The organism is [Actinomadura] parvosata subsp. kistnae (genome assembly GCF_900323885.1).
Classification (GTDB): Bacteria; Actinomycetota; Actinomycetes; order Streptosporangiales; family Streptosporangiaceae; genus Nonomuraea; species Nonomuraea composti.
The window spans coordinates 1-22,940 of the sequence record NZ_OOHJ01000019.1; the positions used below are offsets into that span (position 1 = coordinate 1).

At 69.9% G+C, this 22,940-nt stretch carries 26 protein-coding genes and 1 pseudogene; 18 read left to right on the forward strand and 9 right to left on the reverse strand.

Going from position 1 to position 22,940, the window contains the following annotated elements; translation table 11 throughout:
- Window positions 1–71: 71 nt before the first annotated feature.
- Both KIS93_RS66095 and KIS93_RS67780 read left to right on the forward strand, forming a co-directional pair.
- The gene (locus KIS93_RS66095; RefSeq protein WP_246005435.1) at window positions 72–317 is read left to right on the forward strand and encodes a P-loop NTPase family protein; all 246 of its coding nucleotides are present in this window, start codon (window positions 72–74) and stop codon (window positions 315–317) included.
- 145 nt (window positions 318–462) lie between these two features.
- Window positions 463–585 carry a hypothetical protein gene (locus KIS93_RS67780; RefSeq protein ID WP_281261994.1) on the forward strand — a complete coding sequence of 41 codons (123 nt, stop codon included), beginning with the start codon at window positions 463–465 and terminating at the stop codon, window positions 583–585.
- Between the two features lie 148 nt (window positions 586–733).
- Here KIS93_RS67780 and KIS93_RS41455 read toward each other — a convergent pair whose 3' ends face one another.
- A complete protein-coding gene (locus KIS93_RS41455) occupies window positions 734–1,333 on the reverse strand; it encodes a phosphotransferase (RefSeq protein ID WP_186404724.1) in 600 nt (199 codons plus the stop codon).
- Window positions 1,334–2,228: 895 nt separating this feature from the next.
- On the opposite strand from KIS93_RS41455, the gene KIS93_RS63755 reads away from it, so the two are divergent.
- Window positions 2,229–2,936: an FAD-dependent oxidoreductase gene (locus KIS93_RS63755; protein WP_222107823.1), complete on the forward strand. Its 708-nt coding sequence runs from the start codon at window positions 2,229–2,231 to the stop codon at window positions 2,934–2,936.
- The gene (locus KIS93_RS63760) at window positions 2,933–3,250 is read left to right on the forward strand and encodes a hypothetical protein (protein ID WP_222107824.1); all 318 of its coding nucleotides are present in this window, start codon (window positions 2,933–2,935) and stop codon (window positions 3,248–3,250) included. Before KIS93_RS63755 ends, KIS93_RS63760 begins: the two co-directional genes overlap by 4 nt.
- A 615-nt stretch (window positions 3,251–3,865) precedes the next feature.
- On the opposite strand, the gene KIS93_RS41465 is transcribed toward KIS93_RS63760, so the two are convergent.
- From KIS93_RS41465 to KIS93_RS41475, 3 genes are all read right to left on the reverse strand, one after another.
- The gene (locus KIS93_RS41465; RefSeq protein WP_230466491.1) at window positions 3,866–4,480 is read right to left on the reverse strand and encodes a hypothetical protein; all 615 of its coding nucleotides are present in this window, start codon (window positions 4,478–4,480) and stop codon (window positions 3,866–3,868) included.
- 925 nt (window positions 4,481–5,405) lie between these two features.
- Complete coding sequence (locus KIS93_RS41470) at window positions 5,406–5,834, reverse strand: hypothetical protein (RefSeq protein WP_080039155.1); 429 nt, start codon at window positions 5,832–5,834, stop codon at window positions 5,406–5,408.
- Window positions 5,827–6,093, reverse strand: coding sequence for a hypothetical protein (locus KIS93_RS41475; protein ID WP_080039154.1), 267 nt, complete (start codon window positions 6,091–6,093; stop codon window positions 5,827–5,829). Before KIS93_RS41475 ends, KIS93_RS41470 begins: the two co-directional genes overlap by 8 nt.
- A 235-nt stretch (window positions 6,094–6,328) precedes the next feature.
- On the opposite strand from KIS93_RS41475, the gene KIS93_RS41480 reads away from it, so the two are divergent.
- Both KIS93_RS41480 and KIS93_RS67785 read left to right on the forward strand, forming a co-directional pair.
- A complete protein-coding gene (locus tag KIS93_RS41480; RefSeq protein WP_080039153.1) occupies window positions 6,329–6,775 on the forward strand; it encodes a zinc-binding dehydrogenase in 447 nt (148 codons plus the stop codon).
- Window positions 6,776–7,097: 322 nt separating this feature from the next.
- Window positions 7,098–7,229, forward strand: coding sequence for a hypothetical protein (locus KIS93_RS67785; RefSeq protein ID WP_268966965.1), 132 nt, complete (start codon window positions 7,098–7,100; stop codon window positions 7,227–7,229).
- 130 nt (window positions 7,230–7,359) lie between these two features.
- On the opposite strand, the gene KIS93_RS41485 is transcribed toward KIS93_RS67785, so the two are convergent.
- Window positions 7,360–7,530 (reverse strand): hypothetical protein, encoded by a 171-nt coding sequence (locus KIS93_RS41485; protein ID WP_155127465.1) that lies wholly within the window; start codon window positions 7,528–7,530, stop codon window positions 7,360–7,362.
- A 467-nt stretch (window positions 7,531–7,997) separates the two neighbouring features.
- On the opposite strand from KIS93_RS41485, the pseudogene KIS93_RS69220 reads away from it, so the two are divergent.
- The 6 genes and pseudogenes from KIS93_RS69220 to KIS93_RS41505 form a co-directional block, all read left to right on the forward strand.
- Window positions 7,998–8,204 (forward strand): annotated as a pseudogene (locus KIS93_RS69220) (hypothetical protein); the annotation flags it as partial.
- A 100-nt stretch (window positions 8,205–8,304) separates the two neighbouring features.
- A complete protein-coding gene (locus KIS93_RS66105) occupies window positions 8,305–8,472 on the forward strand; it encodes a hypothetical protein (protein ID WP_230466207.1) in 168 nt (55 codons plus the stop codon).
- A 1,057-nt stretch (window positions 8,473–9,529) separates the two neighbouring features.
- A complete protein-coding gene (locus KIS93_RS67790) occupies window positions 9,530–9,661 on the forward strand; it encodes a hypothetical protein (RefSeq protein ID WP_268966964.1) in 132 nt (43 codons plus the stop codon).
- Complete coding sequence (locus KIS93_RS41495) at window positions 9,658–10,197, forward strand: RNA polymerase sigma factor (RefSeq protein ID WP_080039152.1); 540 nt, start codon at window positions 9,658–9,660, stop codon at window positions 10,195–10,197. The genes KIS93_RS67790 and KIS93_RS41495 overlap by 4 nt, the downstream gene beginning before the upstream one ends.
- The gene (locus KIS93_RS41500) at window positions 10,191–11,075 is read left to right on the forward strand and encodes a helix-turn-helix domain-containing protein (RefSeq protein WP_080039151.1); all 885 of its coding nucleotides are present in this window, start codon (window positions 10,191–10,193) and stop codon (window positions 11,073–11,075) included. Before KIS93_RS41495 ends, KIS93_RS41500 begins: the two co-directional genes overlap by 7 nt.
- 182 nt (window positions 11,076–11,257) lie before the next feature.
- Window positions 11,258–11,617, forward strand: coding sequence for a hypothetical protein (locus KIS93_RS41505; RefSeq protein ID WP_155127462.1), 360 nt, complete (start codon window positions 11,258–11,260; stop codon window positions 11,615–11,617).
- Between the two features lie 163 nt (window positions 11,618–11,780).
- Here KIS93_RS41505 and KIS93_RS41510 read toward each other — a convergent pair whose 3' ends face one another.
- The 4 genes from KIS93_RS41510 to KIS93_RS66110 form a co-directional block, all read right to left on the reverse strand.
- On the reverse strand, window positions 11,781–12,218 hold the full coding sequence (locus KIS93_RS41510) for a pentapeptide repeat-containing protein (RefSeq protein WP_230466205.1): 438 nt from the start codon (window positions 12,216–12,218) through the stop codon (window positions 11,781–11,783).
- Between the two features lie 124 nt (window positions 12,219–12,342).
- Complete coding sequence (locus KIS93_RS41515) at window positions 12,343–12,759, reverse strand: hypothetical protein (RefSeq protein ID WP_080039149.1); 417 nt, start codon at window positions 12,757–12,759, stop codon at window positions 12,343–12,345.
- A 45-nt stretch (window positions 12,760–12,804) separates the two neighbouring features.
- A complete protein-coding gene (locus tag KIS93_RS41520; RefSeq protein ID WP_230466204.1) occupies window positions 12,805–13,668 on the reverse strand; it encodes a tyrosine-type recombinase/integrase in 864 nt (287 codons plus the stop codon).
- A 42-nt stretch (window positions 13,669–13,710) separates the two neighbouring features.
- Window positions 13,711–13,908, reverse strand: coding sequence for a hypothetical protein (locus KIS93_RS66110; protein ID WP_230466203.1), 198 nt, complete (start codon window positions 13,906–13,908; stop codon window positions 13,711–13,713).
- A gap of 503 nt (window positions 13,909–14,411) precedes the next feature.
- On the opposite strand from KIS93_RS66110, the gene KIS93_RS41525 reads away from it, so the two are divergent.
- The 6 genes from KIS93_RS41525 to KIS93_RS67795 all read left to right on the forward strand — a co-directional run bounded on the left by KIS93_RS41525 (window position 14,412) and on the right by KIS93_RS67795 (window position 22,922).
- Window positions 14,412–16,277, forward strand: a complete 1,866-nt coding sequence (locus KIS93_RS41525; protein ID WP_155127459.1) for a hypothetical protein — start codon at window positions 14,412–14,414, stop codon at window positions 16,275–16,277.
- A gap of 1,125 nt (window positions 16,278–17,402) precedes the next feature.
- Window positions 17,403–17,558: a hypothetical protein gene (locus KIS93_RS41530; RefSeq protein ID WP_155127456.1), complete on the forward strand. Its 156-nt coding sequence runs from the start codon at window positions 17,403–17,405 to the stop codon at window positions 17,556–17,558.
- Entirely contained in the window at window positions 17,551–18,558 is a 1,008-nt protein-coding gene (locus KIS93_RS41535; protein WP_155127453.1) for an HlyD family secretion protein, read from the forward strand. Before KIS93_RS41530 ends, KIS93_RS41535 begins: the two co-directional genes overlap by 8 nt.
- 462 nt (window positions 18,559–19,020) lie before the next feature.
- Window positions 19,021–19,554 (forward strand): hypothetical protein, encoded by a 534-nt coding sequence (locus tag KIS93_RS41540; RefSeq protein ID WP_186404725.1) that lies wholly within the window; start codon window positions 19,021–19,023, stop codon window positions 19,552–19,554.
- On the forward strand, window positions 19,541–22,093 hold the full coding sequence (locus KIS93_RS41545) for a tetratricopeptide repeat-containing protein (protein WP_155127447.1): 2,553 nt from the start codon (window positions 19,541–19,543) through the stop codon (window positions 22,091–22,093). Before KIS93_RS41540 ends, KIS93_RS41545 begins: the two co-directional genes overlap by 14 nt.
- A 154-nt stretch (window positions 22,094–22,247) precedes the next feature.
- Window positions 22,248–22,922 (forward strand): recombinase family protein, encoded by a 675-nt coding sequence (locus tag KIS93_RS67795; RefSeq protein WP_080039144.1) that lies wholly within the window; start codon window positions 22,248–22,250, stop codon window positions 22,920–22,922.
- Window positions 22,923–22,940 lie beyond the last annotated feature (18 nt).

Here is a 22,940-nt window from a genome sequence, read left to right on the forward strand (position 1 = left end):
GCCCTGGTATCCGCGAACGACACGATGCAAACCCCGGCCCGGCATCTTCCCCGCTGGAAACCTCTGACGACATGCGCAGGATCGCCGTCATCGGCTGCGGCGGCAGTGGCAAGACCACCGTGGGACGCCGGCTCGCCGCTCTCCTCGACGTCCCCATGACCCACCTCGACGCCGTCTACTACGACGCCGACTGGAATCCGCTGCCGCCGGAGGAGTTCGCCGCCATCCAGGAGAAGCTCGTCGCCGAGCCCCAGTGGGTGATCGACGGCAACTTCGCCTCCACCCTGCACATCCGGCTGGCGAACGCCGACACGTGATCTTCCTCGACATCCCTCCACTCGTGTGCCTGTGGGGCATCCTCCAGCGCCGCCGGCGTTACTGCGGCGGCCAGCACGCCGAGCAAGGCGTGTACGACCGCATCCACTGGGGCTTCATCACCTACGTCCTCGGCTACTGCCGCCGATGCGGCCCAAGGTCCGCGCCCTCATCGCCGAGCACGCCACCCACGCCCGCGTCATCACCTTGACCAGCCGCCGAGCCGCCCGCCGCTTCCTGGCCGGGCTCCCCGGCTCCACCATGACCTGATCCCGCCCCGGGGGATGCTCCTTGTGACCGTCGACCCGTTCTTCGACCCCAGCACCATCCGCGACCACCTGTACGGCCACGCCGCCCGCCTCACCCAACGCACCACCGCCCTGCGGCGCGCCAAGACCGCCGGCCCGACCCGCCGGCGTCATCCCAAGCTGAACGCCGCCCGCACCCGCTCGCGGTGGCCGCTCCACCAGTGCAGCAACCGCTCGCCGGACACCCACAGCCCATCCGGGCCGTGATCGCCCTTGCCGTAGTGCCACTGCAGCGGCCAGAAATCCGTCATGCGCTTCCACCACAGCCGCTCGACCGCAGCGGCCAGCTCCTCCCGCGCCAGCGCCACCACCGACCGGTAACCGGCCGCGAACGCCGCCACCCGCTCCAGCTCCCACCGCCCGTCCTCGGCGGCGAACTGCACCTGCGCGGTACGGACGACCTCCTCGGCATACGGCCGCACCCCCAGCCGGTCCCCATCCAGCACCGCCACCACCCGCCCGTCCCGCCACAGCAGGTTCAGCGGCTGAAAGTCGCCGTGCGTCCACCCGACCGGGCCGCGCGCCACCTCATCACCAGGACGATCGCCCGCGTGAACGGCCAGCAGCTCCTTGCGCCGCTCCAGCGCCTCGGCGGCAGCGGCATCGAACGGCTCCGCGCACGGCAGGGAGCCGATGAGCCGGAGGAACCGATCGGCCTCGGCCTCCGCCGCCTCCGGCGAGCCCACCTTGGCCCGCGGCCGCACATCCACCGGCCCAAACCGGCGTCGGCCAGCGCGCGATGGATCCGGCCGAGCAGCAGCCCGAGCTCGCGCGCCTGCCCGACGTCGAGGTCCGTTCCCCTCCGATGGTCGCCGTCCACCCACGGCAGCAGGCAGAAGAACCCGGCGTCGTCCACCTCCGCCACCACGTCCCCGCCGACCGCAGGGCGGGCTCGCACACGGGCAACCCGGCCGCCGCCAACGCGCGAACCGTGACCAGACTTCGGCGCGCCTCGGGCACCGGCACGTCCACGATCTCCTTCAGCGCGAACACGCCCGCATCGGTGCGCAGCCGCCAATTGCGGTTCATCATCCTGGCCGGCAAGAACCGGACCTCCCGCACGCCACCGAGCCCGAACGCCTGCGCGATCCGCCTCACCTCGACATCGGCGATCCTGCCACGGCCCCTGGCCTGCACGTGGGCAGCCTCATCCCTCACCATCAGGGAGGCTACCGGCCGGCCGCCCCGGACCGCCGCGCGATCTCCTCAAGCACCGGCCTCACGGCCTTCGACGGTCACCCCGCCGCCGCGCCGGGGGTCGCGCCGGGAGCTTCCACCCGCGAACCGGTGCCCGGCACATGCGGGGTGCAGCGTCGTGGATTCCCCTTCCGGCTTCGGAGCCTGCGGCACGGCTTCCCGCCCTCGCAACCGTGCTCTCGCCCCGGCTCCGCCGTCCTGGTGGGCGAGCCGCAGCCCGGCTGACAGATCTTTTGCTGGCGCAAAACATCTTCAGCCAGGCCACGACCACACGGTTGCGAGGGCAGTACGCCGTACCGCCGACGGCTCGGGCGCCGGAAGGGGCCCCACGCCGCAGCCCGCAGCATCGGCCAGGCGCCCGTCACCCCCTGTCCGGCAGCCCCTCAGCCACACACCCCAGGAGCTGCCATGATCACGCCCGTCCCGCCCTCCCCAGCAACGCCTACCGGCCACTCGCAGCCGTCGATCGCCATCGTCGGCGCCTCGATCACCGGCCCCGTCCTCGCCCTGCTGCTCCACCAGGCCGGCTTCACCCGCGTGTCCGTCCTGGAAGCCGCACCCACCCCGTACGCCCAATCCGGCGGCGTCATCGGCCTCGACCACCTCTCGCTGGCCACCCTCGAGGCCCTCGGCATCCCCCAGCACGAGCTGGTGCCCTTCCCCAGCGAACACGTCACCACCATCCACATCACCGACCGCCGCGAGACCCGCCGCACCCAGTTCGTCTACCCGGGCCGCAACACCGGCTGGCACCAGCTCAACACCGCCCTGCTCACCCGGCTCCCCGACGGATGGCTGCACCCCGGCCACCGCGTCCGCGCCCTGCACCCCGGCGACGACGGCACCGCCGTACTCGACCTCACCGGCGCCGCCCCGCTCCACGCCGACCTGGTGGTCTTCGCCGACGGCCGCCGCTCCCTCGGCCGCCGCCTCCTCGACCCCTCCCGGCCCTGCGCTACGCCGGCTACGTCGCCTGGCGCGGCCAACGGCCCGAACCCCAGCCGAACCTGTGCGCCTTCACCCGCTACGAGCCGCACACCAGCCAGTTCAACCTCTTCCCGATCCTGCGCCCGGACGGCACCACCGCGCTCGACTGGACCTTCTACCTCAACATGACCGCCGAACGCTTCCGCTACCTGACCGGCTACGACCCCACCCACCGCACCTACCTCCTGCCCCGCCAGATCGGCGCCGCCGCCCGCACCGTCGTCCTGTCCGAAGCCCAGCGGCTCCTGCCCCCGCAGGCCGCCGCGGTGATCGACGCGACCAGCGACTGGAACGCCGCCCCCGTCCTGGACATCGACCCGCCCCACCGCATGATCCACCGCGTCGGCGGCGCACGGGCGATCCTGCTCGGCGACGCCTGGCCCCCGTCCGCCCGCACACCGCCCGCGGCGCCAACCACGGCATCCACCAGGCCCACGGCCTAGCCATCGCCCTCGCCCAGCACCTCCACCACCGCGCCGACCTCACCGCCGCCCTGACCGCCTGGCAGGAACGCTGCCTGCCCGCCGTCCACCACGCCCTCCACCTCGGCCCCTACCTCGGCGCCGCCATGGGCCTCGGCCTCCAGCCCTCACCCGAACCCGTCCCGGCATAAGCCGCCACCAGCCGGCCCGGGGCCACCCACCCCGGGCCGGCACCCCGACCGCACCACGAAAGGCCCCGTCATGATGCCGACCTTCGTTCAAGCCGACCTCACCGAGCTGCTCGGCTACCTCGGCGGCGAACTCGCCCACCCTCAAGGAGATCTCCGCGTGGTACTCCTGCACGCCATGGCGGAACTCGCCCGCCTCCTGCGAGACGACCTCCACGACGAGGACTGGCCCACCCCGCCCGACTGCGGGAAAAGGAGGGCTCACCCTCGCACATCAACATGAAGCAGCTCGTTGCTCGAACTTAGGCGACCTTCCACCGGCCACGCAGGCGTAGGCTCAACGGCCCACCAGATCACCACCGCCCGGCCGAGCGCGCACCAGGCCCAGCGACACGGCACTTCCGTGGCGATGCCAAATCCCGCACATACCCCCGGGGCCGTGCTGGTCTCAGCCGAGGTTGAGCGTGCCGTTGATGCGGAAATTCTCATCAAGGACGGTGACGAGGCGGTCGGCGGCTCGAGGTGCGATCTCACCGGCCCATGCGTGGACCAGGCGCAGGAACCCCTGCAGTTCCATCTGGACCGTGGTCAGGAGCGCAGGCAGCTCGTCCAGCCGGATCTCCACCTCACTGACGCGCGCAGGCGTCGAGCCGCCGTCCGGCTCCTGCGTGAGCCGGACGGCTCCACCCGTGAACGTCAGGTAAGTGTCGGGATCATGCCCGAGCCAGAGGCTCTGCCGGTGCAGGACGTCGCGCCACTGCCGCCAGTCCTCCAGACCGCAGCAGCAACCGGGCAGGATCTCGGCCCCGGCGGTGGCGTCCCTGACGCGGAGCCCGCCCGGGGCGATGAGCCTTCCCGCGTCGGCCAGGTGCCGGTCCAGAAGGTGGCGGAGCTCGCTGATCGGCGCTGTCGGGATGCCGCCGTAGCCGAAGATGACCGCCATCGCACTGCCGACCTCGGCCAGGCTCAGCCGACCGGACAAGGCAAGAAAGCCATCGGCCTCTGCCGCGACCGGCCAGGCGTCGAAACCGGCGTCCACCTCGATCTCCAGAACGGCGTCCATGATGATCACGGCCCCGATTATCCGCCACGGGCCGACGCAACTCACCCACGAGCAGCCAACACCTACACCACGTCGCAGGCAACGATGCGCAGGCTACGCCTGCGTTTGGTGGGGCAGCTGGTCGATGCGTAACCGCCGCAGCCGCGATCTCGTCCCAGGACCGTTCGATCCCCATGGCGTCGTTCTGCGCCGGTGTGGCGGCATCCGGAGGAGCGGGCCGCCGCGTGGAGTCCGTTGACCTGACCGGCGGGGCCGGGAGGCGGTGCTGGGAGGACATCGGCGTGCTGGATCGTCCCATCGGTACCCGCATTGGCTGGCCCGGTTCCTGCGGGAGGCGACCTGGCCGCATTCTCCGATCACCCCCTCTGCGCGGCGCCCCTGGCTGATTCCGGTGCAGCGCTTCCTGGTCGCGGGAGACGGGCTAGCGCTGTGACTCGAAGGCGGCATGGGCTGGGGCGAAGTGCTCGCCGGCGTGCGCCGGACCGAGGACAAGGACTACGTGGGCGTCCTCGTCCGCCTCGGCGTCAGTGCCGATCTGCGGGCGGGCCCGCGGGGCGGAGCGCGGGGGCGTCCCGCAGTGCGCAGGCGCTGGCGGGTGGAGGTCCCGCTCAGCGCCCCGCTGGGCGCGCGGCCTGTCGTCGACCTGGTTCCAGAGGACGGGGGAGCGGCGCCGCGCGTTCGTGGCGCCTCTGGCGCACCGCCCGTGGCTGAGCGCCGGGCGGTGCGGCCGCGCCGCGCGCAGGTGTGCCCGGCCGGGGACGGGAGAACTCGTTGCCCTCGGGGTCGCCAAGGACGATGCGACGGGACGTCGCCTGGCCCACGTTGGTGGGCGCCGCGGTGGCGGCGACCGGCGCTCGTCACCGGCATCGGGCGGGATGCGCTCACTGGGCGACTGCGTCGCCGTGGGTGCCCGGTGGCGAGTAGATCACTCGCCGGGGTCTGCGATCTCGATGAAGTACAGCGGGTCGTCCAAAGCCGCGGCGGGCTGCTCCCAGCGGGAGCGGTCGAGGGTGAGGACGGGGCAGGTGGCCATGGAGGCCAGCGCCGCGACGTGCCCGTCCCAGGGATCCAGCCCGGTGCGCTGGATCATCTGCGCCAGCAGGCCGGCCTGCTCCACCCCGTCCAGCGCCGCGACCTGCACGTGCTCGAACGCGGTGAGGCCGGACAACAGCGCGCCGGCCTCCTCTCCCGCCACATCGAGCAGTGCGCCCGCCGCCGCGAGCGCCGAGATGACCAGAGGCTGGCCGACGCGGTCGTAGTCCTGCACGAGCCCGATGAGATCGGCGTCACCACGCGCGATCTCCGCCAAGACGCCGGCGTCGAGGATGTAGGGCGTCGGCACCTGGTCACTCACCCGCGGCCACCTCGAAGCCCGCCTCGCGGGCCTGGGCGTCGATGTGCCTTCTCATCCGCTCGACCCGCGCCGGGTCGGCTTGCGCCGCCCGTTCCCGAAGCTTGGCCATCGCATGCTGGTCGCGCTGGCGCTTGGCCGCCATGGCCTCGTTGAAGGCGGCCGAGACCGACTCCGCCTTGCCCGCCGCCACCAGATGCTCGGCGTAACCCGCCAGATGAGGGTCCACCGTGATGGTGATGCGCTTCTTAGTATCGCTCATACTCGGATCATACTCATCCGTGTCCGTCGTTCGCCGGTTTTGCGTACCCCTGCTTGCCGCGTCCAAAGCGGCGCTCTGCGCGCAGACGTGCCCGCACCGCCGGCGGACATGGCCATCGCCACGTTTGCGCGCCGACGAGCGGTCCGGGCGGCAGGACCTGAAGGTGAGCGTCAGTCGTGGCATGGACGGCGGCGCTTTGTGCTGACAGTCGTAGCCAGGCGTTGTCCCGCATGCGGTGGCACTCCCGGCGACCGCCGGGCACGGCAGCCACTGGGTCAACCCCACCGGCGGGGTACCCGAGCACGGCGCCGAGGGCATCGAGAAGGTGCGCGAACTGACCGGCGGACAGGCCGTGCACGCCGTGCTGGAAGCCGTCGGCTCCATGGACGCCTACGCCACGGCGGTCGGTATTGTCCGTCACGGTGGGGTGATCAGCCGCGTCGGCCTGCCGCAGTACGAGGGGGCGGCGATCGGCTTCGGCAGCCTGTTCGGGCCCAACATCACGCTCACCGGCGGGCCCGCCCCGGTACGCGCCTACATCGACGAACTGCCGCCGGGCGTGCTGGACGGCACGGCCGAATCCGGTCGGGTGTTCGACCAGACGATCGGCCTGGAACAGGTGCCCGACGGCTATCGCGCCATGGACGAGCGCACCTCGTTGAAGGTGCTCATCCGGCCCTGACCACGCTCCTCACCCGCCCCCCAGCGCACGCGCGAGGGGAGAGGGCACAGCGATCTCGGTAAGCAGCGGGAGTCGTGTGGCATCAGCCGTCCACAACTACGAGCCAGCGGTTGTCGCAACATCACCACCGGGACAGCGCGATAACCTCCGCAAGACTCACGCGCCCCGAAGGCGTAAGAAACTGGCCCGGGCGAATGGCAGACACCATACAGAGCCAGCTGCCAAGAGATCAGTACTGCCGAGTCCGATGAGCGCTCATAGGAAACGGACCGCAAGCACTTCCGACACCGCGCCCCAGGCCGACTCCACCACGATGCGGAGCATGATCAAGGTCGACAGGCGACAGCACGGCGCGAGCGCCAGGGTATCCGCCTTGCGATCGAGAACGGCGGACGAAGACGACATGTGGAAGGTGTCATGGCGCCAGTCTTGGGCGAAAGATGCCTCGGTGTGAACGGCCCAGGAGTAGTCGCCGGTCCACCCACACCACGGTCAGAACGGCCCCGGGCGCGGATGCGAGCATGAAGAGAGAGCCCGTGGCCCCTTACAGGGCGCTTTCTAGGGGGCGGGGCTCTCGTGATCAGCTATGAGCCCTTGCACAAGGGGTACCCGCCGGGGCCGAACCCGTCTGCCTCCAACCTGCGGATCACGTTCTGGACGTCGTCGGCGTCGCCCAACAGCCGGGCCTCTTCCACCTCCAGGCGGCGTTGGGTGGCGTGCAGTTCGGCCCTCGCCTCGTCCAGTCTGCGTCCCATCGGTTCGCGTCCTCTCGCGTCGATCTTGTACGTGAATCAGTGGCGGCTTACTGACATACGGCCAGGGCCGCGTCGAGGTCCGGGTCGTGCCAGCGGGCGACCGCCAGCGGGCGACCGCCAGCGAGGCCGCGGTGCGGGTGCGCCAGTACCGTCGGCGCTGCTGCGGCCGGACTCGTCCCCGCGGCTCGATGGGGATAGGGCCGGGGTGCCGCTGGCCGGATCGCCGGCGGTGGCCTCCCACGCCTGGTGGTGTCAGCCGACCTTGGCCACTGTCCCGGCGACGTCGCCAGTGGGGGTGACAACGTTCCAGCGGTGACGGTCGTGGTCGGCCTGGGTCTGCCTCAGCCGCCATCCCTGCGGCGCGCCGTCCAGCGCCCCGTCGGCGTGCGCAGTGCGGCCGCGGCGGAGAGCGCCTTGATCCTGGAGGGATAGGTGCCGCGCTTGCCGGCGCCGGTGGTGATCGGGGTGTGCTGGGCGGTGCGGGCGCTGCCAGGCCGGGCTCACGCTGCCGGCGCGGTCGAGCGGCGGCGCGCCGCGACCTCGACCTGGCTGCCCTGGCCGAGCAACTACGCGCCGCCGGCATCGGCCTGGAGTTCCTCACTGGCGAACTGGAAGGCTCCCACGACCCGTCCGGCGTGGTGTTCACCGTACTCGCCGCCCTGTCGGGGATGGAACGCGAGTACATCCGCGACCGCACCCTGGAAGGCCACGAATCCGCCCGCCCCCGCGGCAAGACCATCGGCGATGCCGCCGTCACCGACGACCATGCTCTCCATGGCCCTGCACCTACGCCAGCAGAACCTCAGCCTGCGCGACATCGCCGCCCGCCTCGTCATCACCAAGCGCAAGAAGAAAGGCCGACACCCGTCCCCGGCCACCGTCCTGCGCATGCTGCGCGAAGATGACGAAGCCACCGCAACCCCGGCCTCAACCATGGATTGAGCGATCCGCTCTCGCCTCTTGCCATACCTTGCCGCGATACAGGGTCTATCCCTGTCGTCGGCGGAGGTCCAAAGCTGAACTGGTTCGAAAGTGGTCCTCAGACGGGTCCGCGCTCGACATGTTGTGTACGCGCCTGAGCACAGACCGTCATCGTCTCAGTCAGCCGTTGAAGCGTCCCAGCGTCCAGCCTGCGACGTGTTCCAAGGCGTTCGGCTTCGTTCGGTCTCCTTCGATGCTCGTCGAGGTTCTCCGGGTCCCGGCAAAGCGCCACGGACGACCGTCCTAGGCGAGGGGGTTGCCGTTTGCTCGGGTCCTTCGTTGGCCAGGAAAACGGGCCGTTATAGGGGTAGAGGCTCCTCGCGGAAACCAACGGGAAGGTGGGGCCCCTGCTTTCCTGAGCCGCTACACCTTCATCCGCGCTGCCCCGGCGATCGGACGGTGACCCCGAGATCCGGTCTCCTCAGCGTCGTGCGCAGGCGAACCCGTCTCGGTGGCAGCCCGCACTCCGGTCCGGGCGTGTTCCGGCCCGCTCACCCAGCGGCGGCCGTCGATGGGCGTTCAGCAGCATCGAATTCTCGCACGGCGGCGCGAGAGCCCGAGGGTGTTGAGGCTGGGCGAGGTGTCCGGGGCCGGTTGCCTCGGTCCCGGACATCGCCCCGTGAGGGGAAAGGCCCGGCCGCCGGTGTCTCTTGGCCGGAGCGTACGGTGGCGCGGGCCTCCAGCGAACCTCTCGCAACGAAGCCAGAGAGACCCTGCGTGTGTTGCGATGCAATTCCCGCTGCCTCAAGGCGTCGTTGACTAAAAGAGGCGGCTGGCCGCCCTTTCATTAAACGGAACAAGGCCTGAATATCGTCACGACAGCGGCTATTTGCGCAGCTCATCCCCTGTAAGACGCTCAAGGGTACAGAACCGGGAAAGCTCGCATCGCCGGTGTCTCTTGGCCGGAGCGTACGACGGCGCGGGCCTTCAGTGAGAGGAACCCATGTCCATCTCTGCTCGTCAGCCTGTTGTGCGTGTGCCAACGCTTCCCCCGCCCATCGGTACGGGACGTGCCCGAATGCCCGCGCTCTGGGGGATCGTGATCATCGTTGTCGTCCTGGCCGGCTGGACGCCCGACCAGGTGATTGCCGTCCTGCTGGTCCTCGGCATGGTCACGGCACCCGCCCTGTCCCGGGCGCTCCCATCATGACGAGCGCGCCCAGCGGTCCCTGCACCGGCGAACCGGGCGATTTCACCGAGGTCTACGTGCTGGAGTTTCAGCCGCTCCAGCGGTACCTCCTCTGGATGGGCGCCGACGGGCACACCGCCATCGACGTGACGCAGGCTGCGTTTTTGCTCGCCTTCGAACACTGGCACAACATCGAGCGGCCGCGCCCCTGGCTGCGCAAGGTGGCCAGCAGGGAGTACCTACGAGCACGTCGCGCAGCAGCTGAGATCCCGATGGATCTGTCCGGCGGCAGCCCCTCGCCGGTGCAGGCGGTGGTGCCGGGCCCTGCCTTCCTCACCGAACAGACGCACACGGTGCTCACCTTGCTGGCCATCCTCCCGCTCCGGCAACAGGCCGTCATGGCCTGCTACTGGGACGGCTACTCCATCGCCGAGATCAGCCACCGTTTGAGCCTGACTCCCAATAACGTGCGGGTCAGCCTGCACCACGCGAGAAAGAAGCTGTCCAGCGTTCTGATCGCTGGAGGCCACCCCGCCGAACCGGGCGCACCATGGTGAGCGAGCATGCCAGCCCCCTCTTGCGCCGTGCCCGGCTGGCAACCGAACTCCGCCGGCTTCGCGAGGGCGCCCGAATGACCGGCCAGCACGTCGCCATCCGGCTTGGCTGGTCCACAGCCAAGCTGTCACGCCTGGAAACCGGGCAGACCATGCCCCATCCGCGCGATGTCCAGGCGCTTCTCACCTGCTATGAAACAGCGCCAGAGCTGGCTGCCCCTTTGCTCGCCCTGGCCGACGATTCGGCTCGTCTCGCCTGGTGGCATCCCTTCGAGAGCGAGCTGGGCCCGGACTACATCACCTACATCGGGATGGAGGCCGAAGCCAAATCGATGTGTACCTGGCATCCCACGCTGGTGCCAGGAATTCTCCAGACCGCCGCCTATGCGCGCGCGGTGATCGGATCCCACTGGGAAGGTTCGTCGACTTCCCAGTGGGTGGAGCGCAGAGTGGGCGTGCGGCTGCGGCGACAGGCTGTACTCCATCGCCCCTCTCCCCTTGCGCTGTCAGCCGTGATCGACGAATCCGTGCTGCTGCGCCGATACGGCGATGACGCGCTCATGTACGACCAGCTGCTGCACCTGGCTCGGCTGAGCGAGTTGGACCACATCGACCTTCGCATCCTGCCGCAGACTGAACCTGCCGCCTGCGTCCCATACGTGATCATGGACTTTCCCGCGTGGGACGTCCTCGGGCCGCTGCACGACGACGTCGTCCACATCGAGACTCTCCATGGAAGCGCCATCGAGACGGACGAGTGGATCGTCCTGCAGTACAGCAAGGACTTTCGCCGGCTCCACCAGCATGTTCTGTCCCCGGCCGAATCCCACGCATTGATCCGCCGTACTGCTGAGCTCTACAGGCAGAAGGCGCATGGCTAGTACCCAAGGGGGCGCCAGAAATCACCGCCAGCAGCAGTAACGCGCGTCGGTCTGGCCCACGCGCTGGAGAGGCACGCCCGTCGGACCTGTGAACGCCAGAGCGGCGACGCAGTGAGGCAGCCTGGTCGGCCTCAGCGGCAGGCCGGGACGGTACACCAGGACAGCCTGTTTCCCGCCTCGCGATGGCCAGCACGCCCGACAACGTCGTGCGCGACGTGCTGGCGGTCGATGAGACGCTCGTCCGGCTGCGCGAACGGTTGGGCTGGACGCGCCCGGAGCCCCACGCCGACGTAAGACCACGCGGAGTACCAGACTCGGGGGTGCGCCGACCGACACGTGTCGGTCGGCGCACCCCCAGGGGTGAATTCGTGACGCCGCCGCAGCGCGTGGATACCGAGGAATGGAAGGATCATCCAGCCTCGCATGCCACAGAGGAATCGGAGATGATCGCCGATCCTCGTGGAGTCATCACCGAGTTGGATCAGCTGCGCCAGACCATCGATCAGCTCTTTGACGACGACGACAACCTCGTTACGTGCTGAACGCGCGCCCTCGCCCGCATGTGGGATGTGGACGCACCCTCACGTCTAGCGCGGTGACGTGGCCGGGCTCTGTGGGCTCGGGGGCTTCGCAGGCCCCGACCCCCAGCGCCGCGAGGGTACCATCCTGCCCAGCGGGCGTAGTCGGGAGCTCCAGATTGGCCGGTCAAATCGGGACTGGCGCGGTGTCCGAGAGGCCCTCCGGGCGCACCCGCAGCCGGCCATCCGGCAGCCGATCGGAGGCCACCCGCATCCGTTCCGTCCACGCGGGCGTGGGCCATCGGGTCCGGTCGCTCCATTCCGCCTGGTCCAGGTTCGTGCTGGCGAGGTTGGCGCCGGTCAGATTGGCGCCGGTCAGGTTGGCGCCGGTCAGGATCGCCATGTCCAGAATCGCGCGGGTCAGGGTCGCGCCGGTCAGATCCGCGCCGGTCAGATCCTGGTAGGTCAGGTTCGCGTCGGTTAAGTGCTGGCCGCGCAGGTTGGCGCCGCGCAGGTTCGCGCCCAATAGGGTCGTATCGCCGTACAGGGCAAAGTCCGCCAGACTCTCGAAGGGCAGGTTCCGACGCGGGCCCATCGTCTGCGCGGAGGGAAAGGCTACAGTCATCGTGTCAGCGGGAGCCGGGCGGGCACCGGCGGCCAGGAGGACCCGAGCCCACCAGGGAGAAACGGTCACCCGCAGCCAGGGACGGCGCGGCCTCATCGCCCGCGCCAGACGGCCGAGTAGGCCGTCAGGACGAGTTCGCACGCTCATCACCTCCGGCCGTGTCGGCCGCCGGCGTGGCCGCCGTGTCGGGCGGGCTCGATATCGTGTCCTCCGGCTTGCGCACGGCGACCTCCACCCCCGCCAGAATGCCCCGCACGCTCGCCTCGGAACCCACGCCGAGGAGGAAGGCCGGCCACGGCCCGCTCATCTGCCCGTGTACGGCGGCGGCCACGAGCGCGCCGAGCAGGAGCGCCGAGCCGAGCACGAACAGGCGCGCCCACAACCGCTCGCGTGCCTCCTGCTCCGTGCCGTTCCCGGCGCGCCAAGGCCAGCGGTAGCCTGCGGCCTTGACCGCCGCCGAGAACGACACCAGCGCGGCGGCTCCGCCGCCCGCCAGACCCCAGCTGGCGGCCTCTAACACCCCCAGGGCTTCTGCCTGCATGGGTTGACCGTAGCCCTACGCCGCATCAGCGCCTACCCACTCTTCTCAAAGAAGGGCATCTGACGTCCCACCGGGAATGCCGCACAGAAAACAGCCCCCATGAACATCACCAGCAGAGTCGCGACGACACCCGCCACCATCAACCCGACACCACACCAGGCACGCACCCTGAACGCGCTGCCGCGCCACGGCGGCCCGCCGGGTCGCGGCCGGGCGGCGGTTGTAGCGCGCGGTGGTGGTCGGGCTGACGTGTCCGACGAGGGCTTGGGCAGTGGCCAGGTCGGCGCCGGAGTCGAGGAGTTCGCCGATGAAGGTGCGGCGGAAGTCATGCGCGGTAAGCCGGGGCAGCTTTGCGCGCTCGTGCGCCTCGTTGACGGCGTCGGCGATGGCCTTGGTGGACAGGTACCGCCGTGCCACGTTGCCCAAGCGGTCAACCGGCGCGAACAGCGGCCCGGCCCGCCAGGTGGTGCGGGCCAGCCAGGCGCCCAGGGAGGCGGCGGCTTCCTCGGTGAGGTAGACCTCGCGCTCCTTGTTGCCCTTGCCGAGAATCCGCAGCGACCGGTCACCTGGGTTGTAGTGCTCGCGGCGGGCGCCGGCCAGCTCGGCGCGGCGGGCGCCGGTCGAGGCCATGACGGCGATGACGGCGGCGTTGCGCACGCCGATCAGGGTGCCGTCCAGGCAGGCGGCGAGCATTGCGGCCAGCTCGGTGGCGGCCACGTTGCGCCCGGTCGGCGCGCGGGTGCCCTTGACGCCACGCACGTCCTGGACGCGCTGCGGGTCTTCAGCGGTCATCAGCCCGAGCCGCCAGGCGGTCTTGGTGACGCCCTTGATCGCGGACAGGTGCTTGTTGATGGTCGACAGCGACCACGGCACCGCTTCTCCGTCCCGCGCGGTGGTGCGCTCGCTCATGAGCGCGCGCAGCCGGGCGACGTGCTGAAATCGCAGCGCTTCTCAGGGCACGGCGACCGCGTCCCCGTACCCGAGCATCCGCGCGATCTCGGCCAGGCAGCCGGCCATAGTGCGGCGCGATTCGGCGCTGTCGAGCCCGCCAACGTACACGAGGTAGGGGTTGCGATCGGCCGGGCGTACGCCGGCGACGGCCGCGAGCGCGTGCGCCTGGCCGTCGTCGACGGGGTGGAGTTCGGTCATCCCTGGCTGCCGCGGCGCTGGTTGTCTTCGGCCTGCTGCTGGCGCGCCCGTGGCCGGCGGCGCCTGCTGGTTTCCTCCATATCGGTGTCGGCGTCGATAATCATGTCTCGCTGCGGGAGCATGAGCCCCTTCTATTCGGGGCTGTCGAAGAAGGCGCGGCGGTGTCGGGCAGCAGCATCCTGAGCAGTGCGGCGGTCAGCCGTGCGTGTACTCGATCCTGATCGTTCACTTCGGCTCCCTCTGCTCGGCGGAGACGTGCCATCTCACGGATCTTGAGGACGTTCGGTGTATGCCGCGTGATCGGCGCGTCGCCCTCCCTCTAACCCTGATCAGCTTCCGGGAATGTGCATTCTCGTAAGCCAGCGCACATCGTCGCAGACGGCATCAGCACCAAGAGCAGACGCCTGCGCCTCTCAGGCGAGCGAGAGCGCTCGAACCTTAGATCTCATTCCGATTCGTTATGCCATGCGAGCGGAAGCGCTCGGGTGTAGTAACGTCAACGCATGAGCCAACGAGTGCACACCGAGCTGTTCACCCTCGCTCAGTTCGCCCGGCGGGTAGGCATCTCCGAAGGGCGCGCCCGCGCGCTGTGGGGACAGGCCGGCCGGCTGCCCCGCCCCGACCGCACCGACGCCGACGGCCGCCCGCTGTGGCAGGCCGCCACCATCGACCGCTGGTGCCGTCAAGTCGGCAGGCCCGTACCCGAGGAGGCGGTCGGGCCATGGTCCTGGCCCGATGCCATCGAGCCCGCCCCGGTGGTCTTCAACGGCGAAGTGACCGCGCGCACCAGATGGCATGAGCCCTGCCGCGTCCACCTCATCGTCTGGGACACCCCCTCAGGTCACATGGTCCAGGCCACCCCGTTCACCACGGAATGGGTCGAGGACCGGGATGCCGCCCGGGCCGCGGCTCAAGTGCTGCAACCCCCGTTCTGGCAGGACGCGATCATCATCGTTCCGCCGACCGGCTCCTTCGGAGCATCGGAGGGCTACGACCTGTACAACCTCGACGCCTACCGGCTTCGCCCCGGGTCTGCCCGCACGCAGCCTGTCCGCCGCGGCCTGCTGGCGCTGCTGAAGGCGGACGTCGACGATGAGGCCGGTCCCCCGGATCCGAACGCGGTGGAGGCCGAACCAGTCGGTCTGCCGCTTGCCGAAGACATCCAACGAGTGATCGGCCGTCCCATCCCCATCTGGCTCGACGGCTCCTTCACCCCGGAGACGGCACGCCGCCTGCAAGCCTTCGGCCCCGACGCCCCCTTCACCATCCCCGACACCGTCACCGCCTGGCCCGCGACACGAGATCGACTCACAGCGGCCCGAGAGTGGGGACTGCCCGAGCGCTTCCCCCAGGCGTACGCGCTACTCGCCCGTGACGCCCGCGCCACCTTTGCCGACGTCCAGCGCCACCACGCCCAGCAAAAGGAGCGCGGCCAAGGCTGGTATCTAGCCGCCCGGCCCGCGCGCCCGGACTGGCCAGTCGCGCTGGAGCAGTCGGCCAGCACCGCCGCTCAACTGCCTCCTGACCTCGAAGCGGCCGCCGAGGAACTACCCCAGCTGCGCGCCATCGAGGCCCCGATGCCCTACCGCGACGTCGTGGCCGAGGCGTTGTACGAGGCGAGCCGCGAGCTGGCCTCTCTGCTCCGCACCGAGAAGCCCGAAGTGGTCTTCGCCACCACTGTCCGCCACTCCTTTACCGCCGCCGGCCCGGTAGTCGAGCAGTGGCGGCACACCTTGACCGAGCTCACTCCGGAGGAATTGGCCGCCCTGCGCGGCACCCGGCGCTTCGCCCGGCTTCTGACCATCGACCCCTCTCCTCGCACCGAGGAGGCTTTCGGCTACATCCAGCAGGCCGATGCGCAGGTTTCCGCCGTATGGCGCGATCACGCGGGCCGGCTCGTCGTCGAGTTCGATTCCGACTACCGCTCCCACGGCACTGAGATCGCAGCCGAGTGGCCGATCGGCCTTCCTGACGGTTGGACTGACGCCACCGTCATCGCCGCTGACCCCCAGGCCAGCACCTCCGCCTTCGCCCTCACCCCAATGCCGGACGGGAACGTCCGCGTTGACCCCCTGCCCAACCCCGGCGACGAACCCGGCTACACCTGGGGATATCGGGGAGGCGGGCCGACCACCTTCTATCAAGCCCTGGTTCGATGCGCACTCGGCATGTGGGCCTCCCGCGATGACTGGCTGGCACGCATGTGGCCCATCGGTCTGGCCAACCGCAGCGAACTCTGGAAGTTCATCTCCACCGCCCCGCAGGGCGCCCCCCTGCGGCTGCCATGGCCCCAAGTGCAGGCGTGGGCGCAACAAGACCAGGCGTATGCGCAAACAGTCCTCCCCGACAACGACTTGAAAGACAGGTGAGGCCCCCTGATGTGACCCCGACGCCTGCCTCCGTTTGCGGAACGCCGCGCCCGAACGTTCCCGCTGACCAGCTTCTTATCCGAGGATCTTCCAGGTAGATCCGATATCACATGCCCCAGTCTTAGCCGGGGGAGTCGTAGCGCGTTGCCCGGACGCTGGTGAACATCGCTCTGAACTGGACAGCGCGCGGTTGTGTCGAGTTGCGTCAACGTACGCTGCGCGCTCGCTGCCACGAGATTCACCCCGAGATGGTGGGAGGCCATTTCCTCAGGATCGCCAGTTTCACCATGGGCAGGGCGGCCGATGGCCAGGTGGTGACCGATGGGGTGCAGACCCCGGAGGAGTGGGTGTGCCCGTGCGGTCGCAGGGCTCCGCTGGAAGGTGGGTGAGCTGCTGGTCAACGACACGGTGGTGCGCTGCCGCCGGCGGCTCTGCCGGAACCGGTGGCGTGTTCCGGCAGAGGCGGAGCGGATGACGTGTCCGTGCTGCTGGAGTGGCCAGCCGGGCCCGGCCACTGTGTGACAGGCGGTCGGGCCCACGACAGAGGCGGTCATGCAGCAGCCAGGTGTTCCTCCGCCGCTGTCGCAGTGTGCTGCGGGCGTGATGCAGAGGGGCCCGCACGATGGTGGTGACTCCCCCAGATGGCCGAGCCTGCTTCTGAACAGGGCTGGCAGCCCGCCCAGGCCAGGGAAGTAGGGGCCCGCTGTTGGCGCAGCGGGCCCCCGGGGGCCCAAAGAGAATTCTGCGGTCGAACATGATCCCCAAGGTCACCTGCGTGAGGTGAACTTTTCTCCTCCATTAGAGCGGCACATAACGGACATCAATGGGGCGCGCGGCACATCCAAACCGTTCTGAATGCCCGCGTACCGGTTTGAACGCTTCGGCACAGGATGGAACGCTGCCGCACGTGCGCGGGCGACGGCGTTTTCCCGAAATAAGTGCGCACACCCGAGCGGGCATGCGTTATGCGCCATCATTGGCCTATCGCGCCCTTGGTTCCCGGAAGGTTGGCGCCGACGGGACCAGGATTCCCCCTCCGGGGCGCACGAACACGCGGTCGTTTCATGTTTCTCCACAAAAGCAGGTGATTTCTCGATGTTCTGTTTTCGTCTCCGCCTCCCCGGCATGGGCGTGGGTGTCCTGATCATTGTCATCGTGTTCTCGGTGACGCTGCTACGTCTGGGCTACCCGCCGGAGGTGGCGCTCGCGCTGGTCGCCGGCATCGTGGCGGTAGCGGTTAAGGCAGCCCGGCGCCTCGTACCCCGGCCCGCGGATGTCTGACCGGCCAGCCGCCCCGAAGGGCCAGGCCATTTCACGCCAGCCCGCCGCGGAGCAGGAAGACACGGCTTCGCTCACGAGCCAGCCGGCAGGAGCAGCGGAACTGGCCCGTCTCTCGGAAATCGTACAGACGGCCGAGCAGGCCGTCCTGACCGCCGAACGCAACCGTACAAATGCGACACGCCAGTTGGTGGCGACTTCCGATATCTTCCGGAATACGACCACCGCGCTGAAAATCGCTCAAGCCAACCTGGTGCAGGCGCAGGCCGATAGCGCATCAGCCGGGGGAGACGAGGCGATGGCCCGCCCAAAGGCGGAACTAGCGGGAGCGGAAGCGGCCTATAACAAAGCGGTCGCCACCGTGGATCGGGCACACGCGACTCATGTACGCATGACGAACGAGCTGGCGCGGGCAGAAACCCGGTACCTGCGCGCGAAGAAGCATCTGAGGGCCGCCCAGCGGCAGGCGTCCGATGCGGACGCGGTTCGAACCGCTCTCGCCGTCGCCGCCGGGGGCGACGGCTCGTCCCCGATGCCGGCAGACAACGTCGTCACCGCCATCAGAAACCTCGCCGGCCCTCACCGGTCCCCTCCCGGAGGAACGGGCAACCCGCCCGAACTGCCCTTCGAGCCGCCGGACGACCTGCCAGGGCACGCCCTGAAACCGGACCCTCTGTCGGCACGAACGCCCGCCGAGTTCGTCGGCTTGATGAAGCAGTACCGCATCTGGGCGGGCGAGCCGAGCTACCGGGAACTCGTCAGACGCTCGCGCAAGGCGTTCGGCGCCAGCACGCTGTGCCAGGCGCTGAACTCCGCCCAGCTACCGCCTGAGAAGCTGGTCCGCGCGTTCATCTGGGCGTGCTCCGGCTCCGAAGACGACCTGCAGGCGTGGGCCACGACCTGGCGGCTGTTGCGCATGCGGCATCAGCGTTCTCCGCAAGAGGTGTTGCCCCCGCTGCTCACGACGCTGCCAGCCGGTCAAGTCTCCGACCACGCCAGCTGACTGACGCGCGTTGCACGCCAGCGGCCAGTCTGCCCATCGAATGCCTGGTGCACGACGTCGAGAGACGCACCCAGCGTCGTCGGCGCTCAGCCCTACCGCGCCGACCGGGCCGGCCAGCAACCGCTGTGGGTGGCGACGCGCGAGAGAGCAACGCTTTGTGGAACAACGGGATCATCATGCTGCCGGACGTCAAGACCAGATGCCGCCGGCCCTGGAGTCGTCCGGCAAGCTAACGCGTCGCCGCTGCCAAGTTTCGGGACTTTCCGATCTTGATTGTTCCTGCGGAAACGCGATCACAGCCCCGCCGCCGCCCGTCCCGTAAACGACCGATTCGGGGCCGCAAGCGGACAGGTCACGTGTTCGTCACTATGCGTCCCACCCGTGGGGATGCGGGAGCACCCTTGAGGCATGACGCAGACAGCGGGGCGTACGCTCGCGGAGGGTTCGCGGCGGTGGCGGGTGGTGGCCATCGCCGCGGGCGTCGTGCTGGCGATCTGCCTGGCCGCCGGGGTGTTGTGGTTCTTCGCCGATCCGCTGCACCTGCCCGCCGACGTGCTGGCCGTGCTGGATCAGCGGGCCAGCGTGGTCGGCATGTTCACCGGCATGGCGCTGGGCGCGGCCGCCCTGGTGGTCTCCGTGGTGGCGCTGCGCGGCGAACACGCCCGGGCCCAAGCCGAGCAGCAGGGCCCGCCGAGTCCGCCGCCCGGGGCGTCTGCCGCCGGCGACGGGGCGGTCGCCCTCGGCGGGGATAACTCCGGCATCGTCTCCACCGGGGATGGGGCGCGGAATGTGCAGATGCAAGCCGAGGCCTCCGACCAGGGCCGGGTGTATCAGGCCGGCGGCGATCAGAGCATCCATGAGGGGGATGACCGGCGCTCCTACGGCGGCGACCACATCGAGTTCCATCACAGCACCTTCCCGGGCACGGTCATCGGCAAGCAGGTCAACAGCAGCGCCGCGACCACGCCGGAAGCAGACGACGATGAGCGCCGATAAGCGCGCCGACGGCGATCACATCGAGTTCCACGACAGCACCTTTCCCGGCACGGTCATCGGCAAGGCCGACAAGGTCGTCGTCACGTACCCGCCCGCGCACGAGCCGGGCCAGATCGTGGAGGGCGACATCCCACAGCGTCCGCCCGGCTTCCAGCCGCGCCCGCAGCTGCAGCGACTGGCCGACCTGCTCGGCGAACCAGACCAGGACGGCCAGGATGGCAAGAAGGGTGGCAGCGGCGGCGCGGTGGTGATCTGCGCCGTCGGCGGCACCCCCGGGGTGGGCAAGACGTTGCTGGCCGCCTCCTACGCCTGGGCCTGCCAGGCCGCCGCCTGGCCGGTAGTGGCCTGGCTCGCGGCCGAGACCAGCGAGCAGATCGTGACCGGCTTGGCCGCCCTGGCTCAGCGACTCGACCTACGGCAGGGCGACGACGATGCGGACACCGCCGCCCGGCGAGCCAAGGCCTGGCTGGCCGCGACCCTGCGGCCGGCGCTGCTGGTTTTCGACAACGCCATCGACCTGGACACCGTGCGCGCCTGGTGCCCGGCCACCGGCGCCACCCGGGTCGTGATCACCACCCGGCACCGTGCTTTTCTGCGCGTCTATGAGCCGGTCAACGTGCAGGAGTTCACCCCGGTGCAGGCGCAGGCGTTCCTGCATGACCGCTCCGGGTTGGACGACCCCGCCGGCGCCGCCGAGCTGGCCGAAGAGGTGGGGCATCTGCCGCTGGCCCTGGCCCAGGCCGCTGCGGTCATCACCCGGCTGCGCCTGGACTACGCCGGCTACCTGCAGCTGCTGCGGACCTTCCCCCTCGACGACTACCTGCCCGCCCAGGACGGCGCCGGCTACCCCAGGGGCACCGCTGAGGCGATCATGCTGTCGGTCACCCAGGCCGAGGACGCCTTCCCGTTCGCCGGGCCGCTACTGGGCCTTCTGGCGGTGCTGTCCCCGGCCGGCGTGCCACTGGCGGTGCTCCACGCCGCGACCACGGGCGACGGCGAGCCGGTATGGGGGCGGGAGATGCTCGCCGACCTGGCCGACACCTCACTGATCACCTTCAGCGAGGACCGCACCACCGTCTTGATGCACCGCCTGATCCAGCGGGTGCTGCGCGAGCGCGCCGCCCACCACGACGACCTCGACACCTTCCTCACCGACGCGATCAACCTGCTGCACGCCTTCAACGCCACGCTGCCCGACGGGGCTCACACGTGGGCGGCCCGCGCTGGGGTGGAGATGCTCATCGAGCAAGCCGACACCCTGTACCAGCAGGCGGCTGCCGACAACGACGTGCCCGCCGAACTGCTGGGGCTCCGCGCCTGGTGCGGCCGGTACCTGTACAACTTGGCTGATCTTTCCCGCGCCATCCCCCTGCTGCAGCAGACCCTCGCCGACTCCGAGCGGGTGCTGGGCGGCGACCACCCCGACACCCTGTCCTCCCGCAACAACCTGGCCGGCGCCTACGAGTCGGCGGGGGATCTGGGCCGGGCCATCCCGCTGTACGAGGCCACGCTCGCCGACCGGGAGCGGGTGCAGGGCGACGACCACCCCGACACCCTGACCTCCCGCCACAACCTCGCCGGCGCCTACCGGGCGGCGGGGAACCTGGGCCGGGCCATACCCCTGCATGAGGCCACGCTGGCCGACTGCGAGCGGGTGCTGGGCGGCGACCACCCCGACACCCTGTCCTCCCGCAACAACCTGGCCGGCGCCTACGAGTCGGCGGGGGATCTGGGCCGGGCCATCCCGCTGTACGAGCAGACGCTGGCCGACTTCGAGCGGGTGCTGGGCGCCGACCACCCCGACACCCTGACCTCCCGCCACAACCTCGCCTACGCCTACCAGACGGCGGGGGACCTGGGCCGGGCCATCCCCCTGCTCGAGGCGACGCTCGCCGACCGGGAGCGGGTGCTGGGCGCCGACCACCCCGACACCCTGACCTCCCGCCACAACCTCGCCCACGCCTACCAGACGGCGGGGGACCTGGGCCGGGCCATCCCCCTGCTCGAGGCGACGCTCGCCGACCGGGAGCGGGTGCTGGGCGCCGACCACCCCGACACCCTGACCTCCCGCCACAACCTCGCCGGCACCTACCAGGCGGCGGGGGACCTGAGGAAGGCCATCCCGCTGTACGAGGCCACGTTGACCGACCGGGAGCGAGTGCTGGGCGCCGACCACCCCCACACCCTGACCTCCCGCAACAACCTCGCCCACGCCTACCAGACGGCGGGGGACCTGGGCCGGGCCATCCCCCTGCTCGAGGCGACGCTCGCCGACCGGGAGCGAGTGCTGGGCGCCGACCACCCCGACACCCTGACCTCCCGCAACAACCTCGCCGGCGCCTACGAGTCGGCGGGGGATCTGGGCCGGGCCATCCCGCTGCTGGAGGCCACGCTGGCCGACTTCGAGCGGGTGCTGGGCGGCGATCACCCCCTGACTCGGGTTGTCCGCGAGAACTTCCAGGCGATTGCTGCTGCGGCTGCTCCGCGGCATCTCCGGGGATGGAGACGGTTGTTTCGTGGGCGGGATTCATCTGCTTGAGCCTGTAGAACGCGATGTGCATCTTCAGAAAACGATCGTTTTTTGAAGATCGTGGAAACCGGCCGCTGGAGACCTCCAGGCCCTTCAAAAACTCCTTCAACAACCCCAGTGGTTCAACAACCTCCGAACACCGTTTGTTGAGAGAATCACGAGCGTGACCGACGCCCTGCACCCGCCCGCCGACCCGCTGGCGGCCTTCCCCGCCCACCGCAGCGAGATCCGCATCGGCTACGCCCGCGTCTCCACCGCCGGGCAGAACCTCGAACGTCAACTCGACGCCCTTAAGGCCGCCGGGTGCCGCAGGGTGTTCGCCGACAGGAAGTCCGGCAAGAGCGCCGAACGCCCCGAACTCGCCGCCTGTCACGCCTTCCTCCAACCCAGCGACACCCTCGTCGTCCCGAGCCTGGACCGCTACGGCCGCTCCCTGACCGACCTCATCACCATGGTCGCCGACCTGCGCAAACGCGAGATCGGCTTCACCTCACTGCACGAGAACCTCGACACCACCACCCCCGGCGGCCGCCTCATCTTCCACGTCTTCGCCGCCCTGGCCGAGTTCATCCGCGAGCTCATCGTCGCTGGCACCCGCGACGGCCTGGCCGCCGCCCGCGCCCGGGGACGCACCGGCGGACGCCCCACCGTCATCACCCCCGAACTGCTGCGCGCCGCCCGCGACATGCTGCCCAACCCCGACAACTCCATCACCTCGATCGCCAAGCTGCTCGGCGTCTCACCCGGAACGCTGTACAACCACATCCCCGACCTGCGCCAGCTCCGCGAAAGCGGCCGAACACGTGAACTCACCAGGAGCGAGATGCCGTCGGCGTAGACCGATCACTCCTCCCCC

Excerpts from the sequence above, each read along its gene's own strand:
- KIS93_RS66095 (WP_246005435.1), top strand. The coding sequence starts at position 72 with ATGCGCAGGATCGCCGTCATCGGCTGCGGCGGCAGTGGCAAGACCACC.
- KIS93_RS41505 (WP_155127462.1), top strand. The coding sequence starts at position 11,258 with ATGGCCAGCACGCCCGACAACGTCGTGCGCGACGTGCTGGCGGTCGAT.
- KIS93_RS41515 (WP_080039149.1), bottom strand. The coding sequence starts at position 12,759 with ATGCAGGCAGAAGCCCTGGGGGTGTTAGAGGCCGCCAGCTGGGGTCTG.
- KIS93_RS41545 (WP_155127447.1), top strand. The coding sequence starts at position 19,541 with ATGAGCGCCGATAAGCGCGCCGACGGCGATCACATCGAGTTCCACGAC.
- KIS93_RS41535 (WP_155127453.1), top strand. The coding sequence starts at position 17,551 with ATGTCTGACCGGCCAGCCGCCCCGAAGGGCCAGGCCATTTCACGCCAG.
- KIS93_RS41510 (WP_230466205.1), bottom strand. The coding sequence starts at position 12,218 with ATGACTGTAGCCTTTCCCTCCGCGCAGACGATGGGCCCGCGTCGGAAC.
- KIS93_RS41465 (WP_230466491.1), bottom strand. The coding sequence starts at position 4,480 with ATGGACGCCGTTCTGGAGATCGAGGTGGACGCCGGTTTCGACGCCTGG.
- KIS93_RS63755 (WP_222107823.1), top strand. The coding sequence starts at position 2,229 with ATGATCACGCCCGTCCCGCCCTCCCCAGCAACGCCTACCGGCCACTCG.
- KIS93_RS67790 (WP_268966964.1), top strand. The coding sequence starts at position 9,530 with ATGCCCGCGCTCTGGGGGATCGTGATCATCGTTGTCGTCCTGGCCGGC.
- KIS93_RS41475 (WP_080039154.1), bottom strand. The coding sequence starts at position 6,093 with ATGAGCGATACTAAGAAGCGCATCACCATCACGGTGGACCCTCATCTG.
- KIS93_RS41485 (WP_155127465.1), bottom strand. The coding sequence starts at position 7,530 with ATGGGACGCAGACTGGACGAGGCGAGGGCCGAACTGCACGCCACCCAA.
- KIS93_RS41495 (WP_080039152.1), top strand. The coding sequence starts at position 9,658 with ATGACGAGCGCGCCCAGCGGTCCCTGCACCGGCGAACCGGGCGATTTC.
- KIS93_RS41520 (WP_230466204.1), bottom strand. The coding sequence starts at position 13,668 with ATGAGCGAGCGCACCACCGCGCGGGACGGAGAAGCGGTGCCGTGGTCG.
- KIS93_RS63760 (WP_222107824.1), top strand. The coding sequence starts at position 2,933 with ATGACCGCCGAACGCTTCCGCTACCTGACCGGCTACGACCCCACCCAC.
- KIS93_RS67785 (WP_268966965.1), top strand. The coding sequence starts at position 7,098 with ATGATCAAGGTCGACAGGCGACAGCACGGCGCGAGCGCCAGGGTATCC.
- KIS93_RS41530 (WP_155127456.1), top strand. The coding sequence starts at position 17,403 with ATGGGCGTGGGTGTCCTGATCATTGTCATCGTGTTCTCGGTGACGCTG.
- KIS93_RS66105 (WP_230466207.1), top strand. The coding sequence starts at position 8,305 with ATGGCCCTGCACCTACGCCAGCAGAACCTCAGCCTGCGCGACATCGCC.
- KIS93_RS41525 (WP_155127459.1), top strand. The coding sequence starts at position 14,412 with ATGAGCCAACGAGTGCACACCGAGCTGTTCACCCTCGCTCAGTTCGCC.
- KIS93_RS67780 (WP_281261994.1), top strand. The coding sequence starts at position 463 with ATGCGGCCCAAGGTCCGCGCCCTCATCGCCGAGCACGCCACCCACGCC.
- KIS93_RS66110 (WP_230466203.1), bottom strand. The coding sequence starts at position 13,908 with ATGACCGAACTCCACCCCGTCGACGACGGCCAGGCGCACGCGCTCGCG.
- KIS93_RS41500 (WP_080039151.1), top strand. The coding sequence starts at position 10,191 with ATGGTGAGCGAGCATGCCAGCCCCCTCTTGCGCCGTGCCCGGCTGGCA.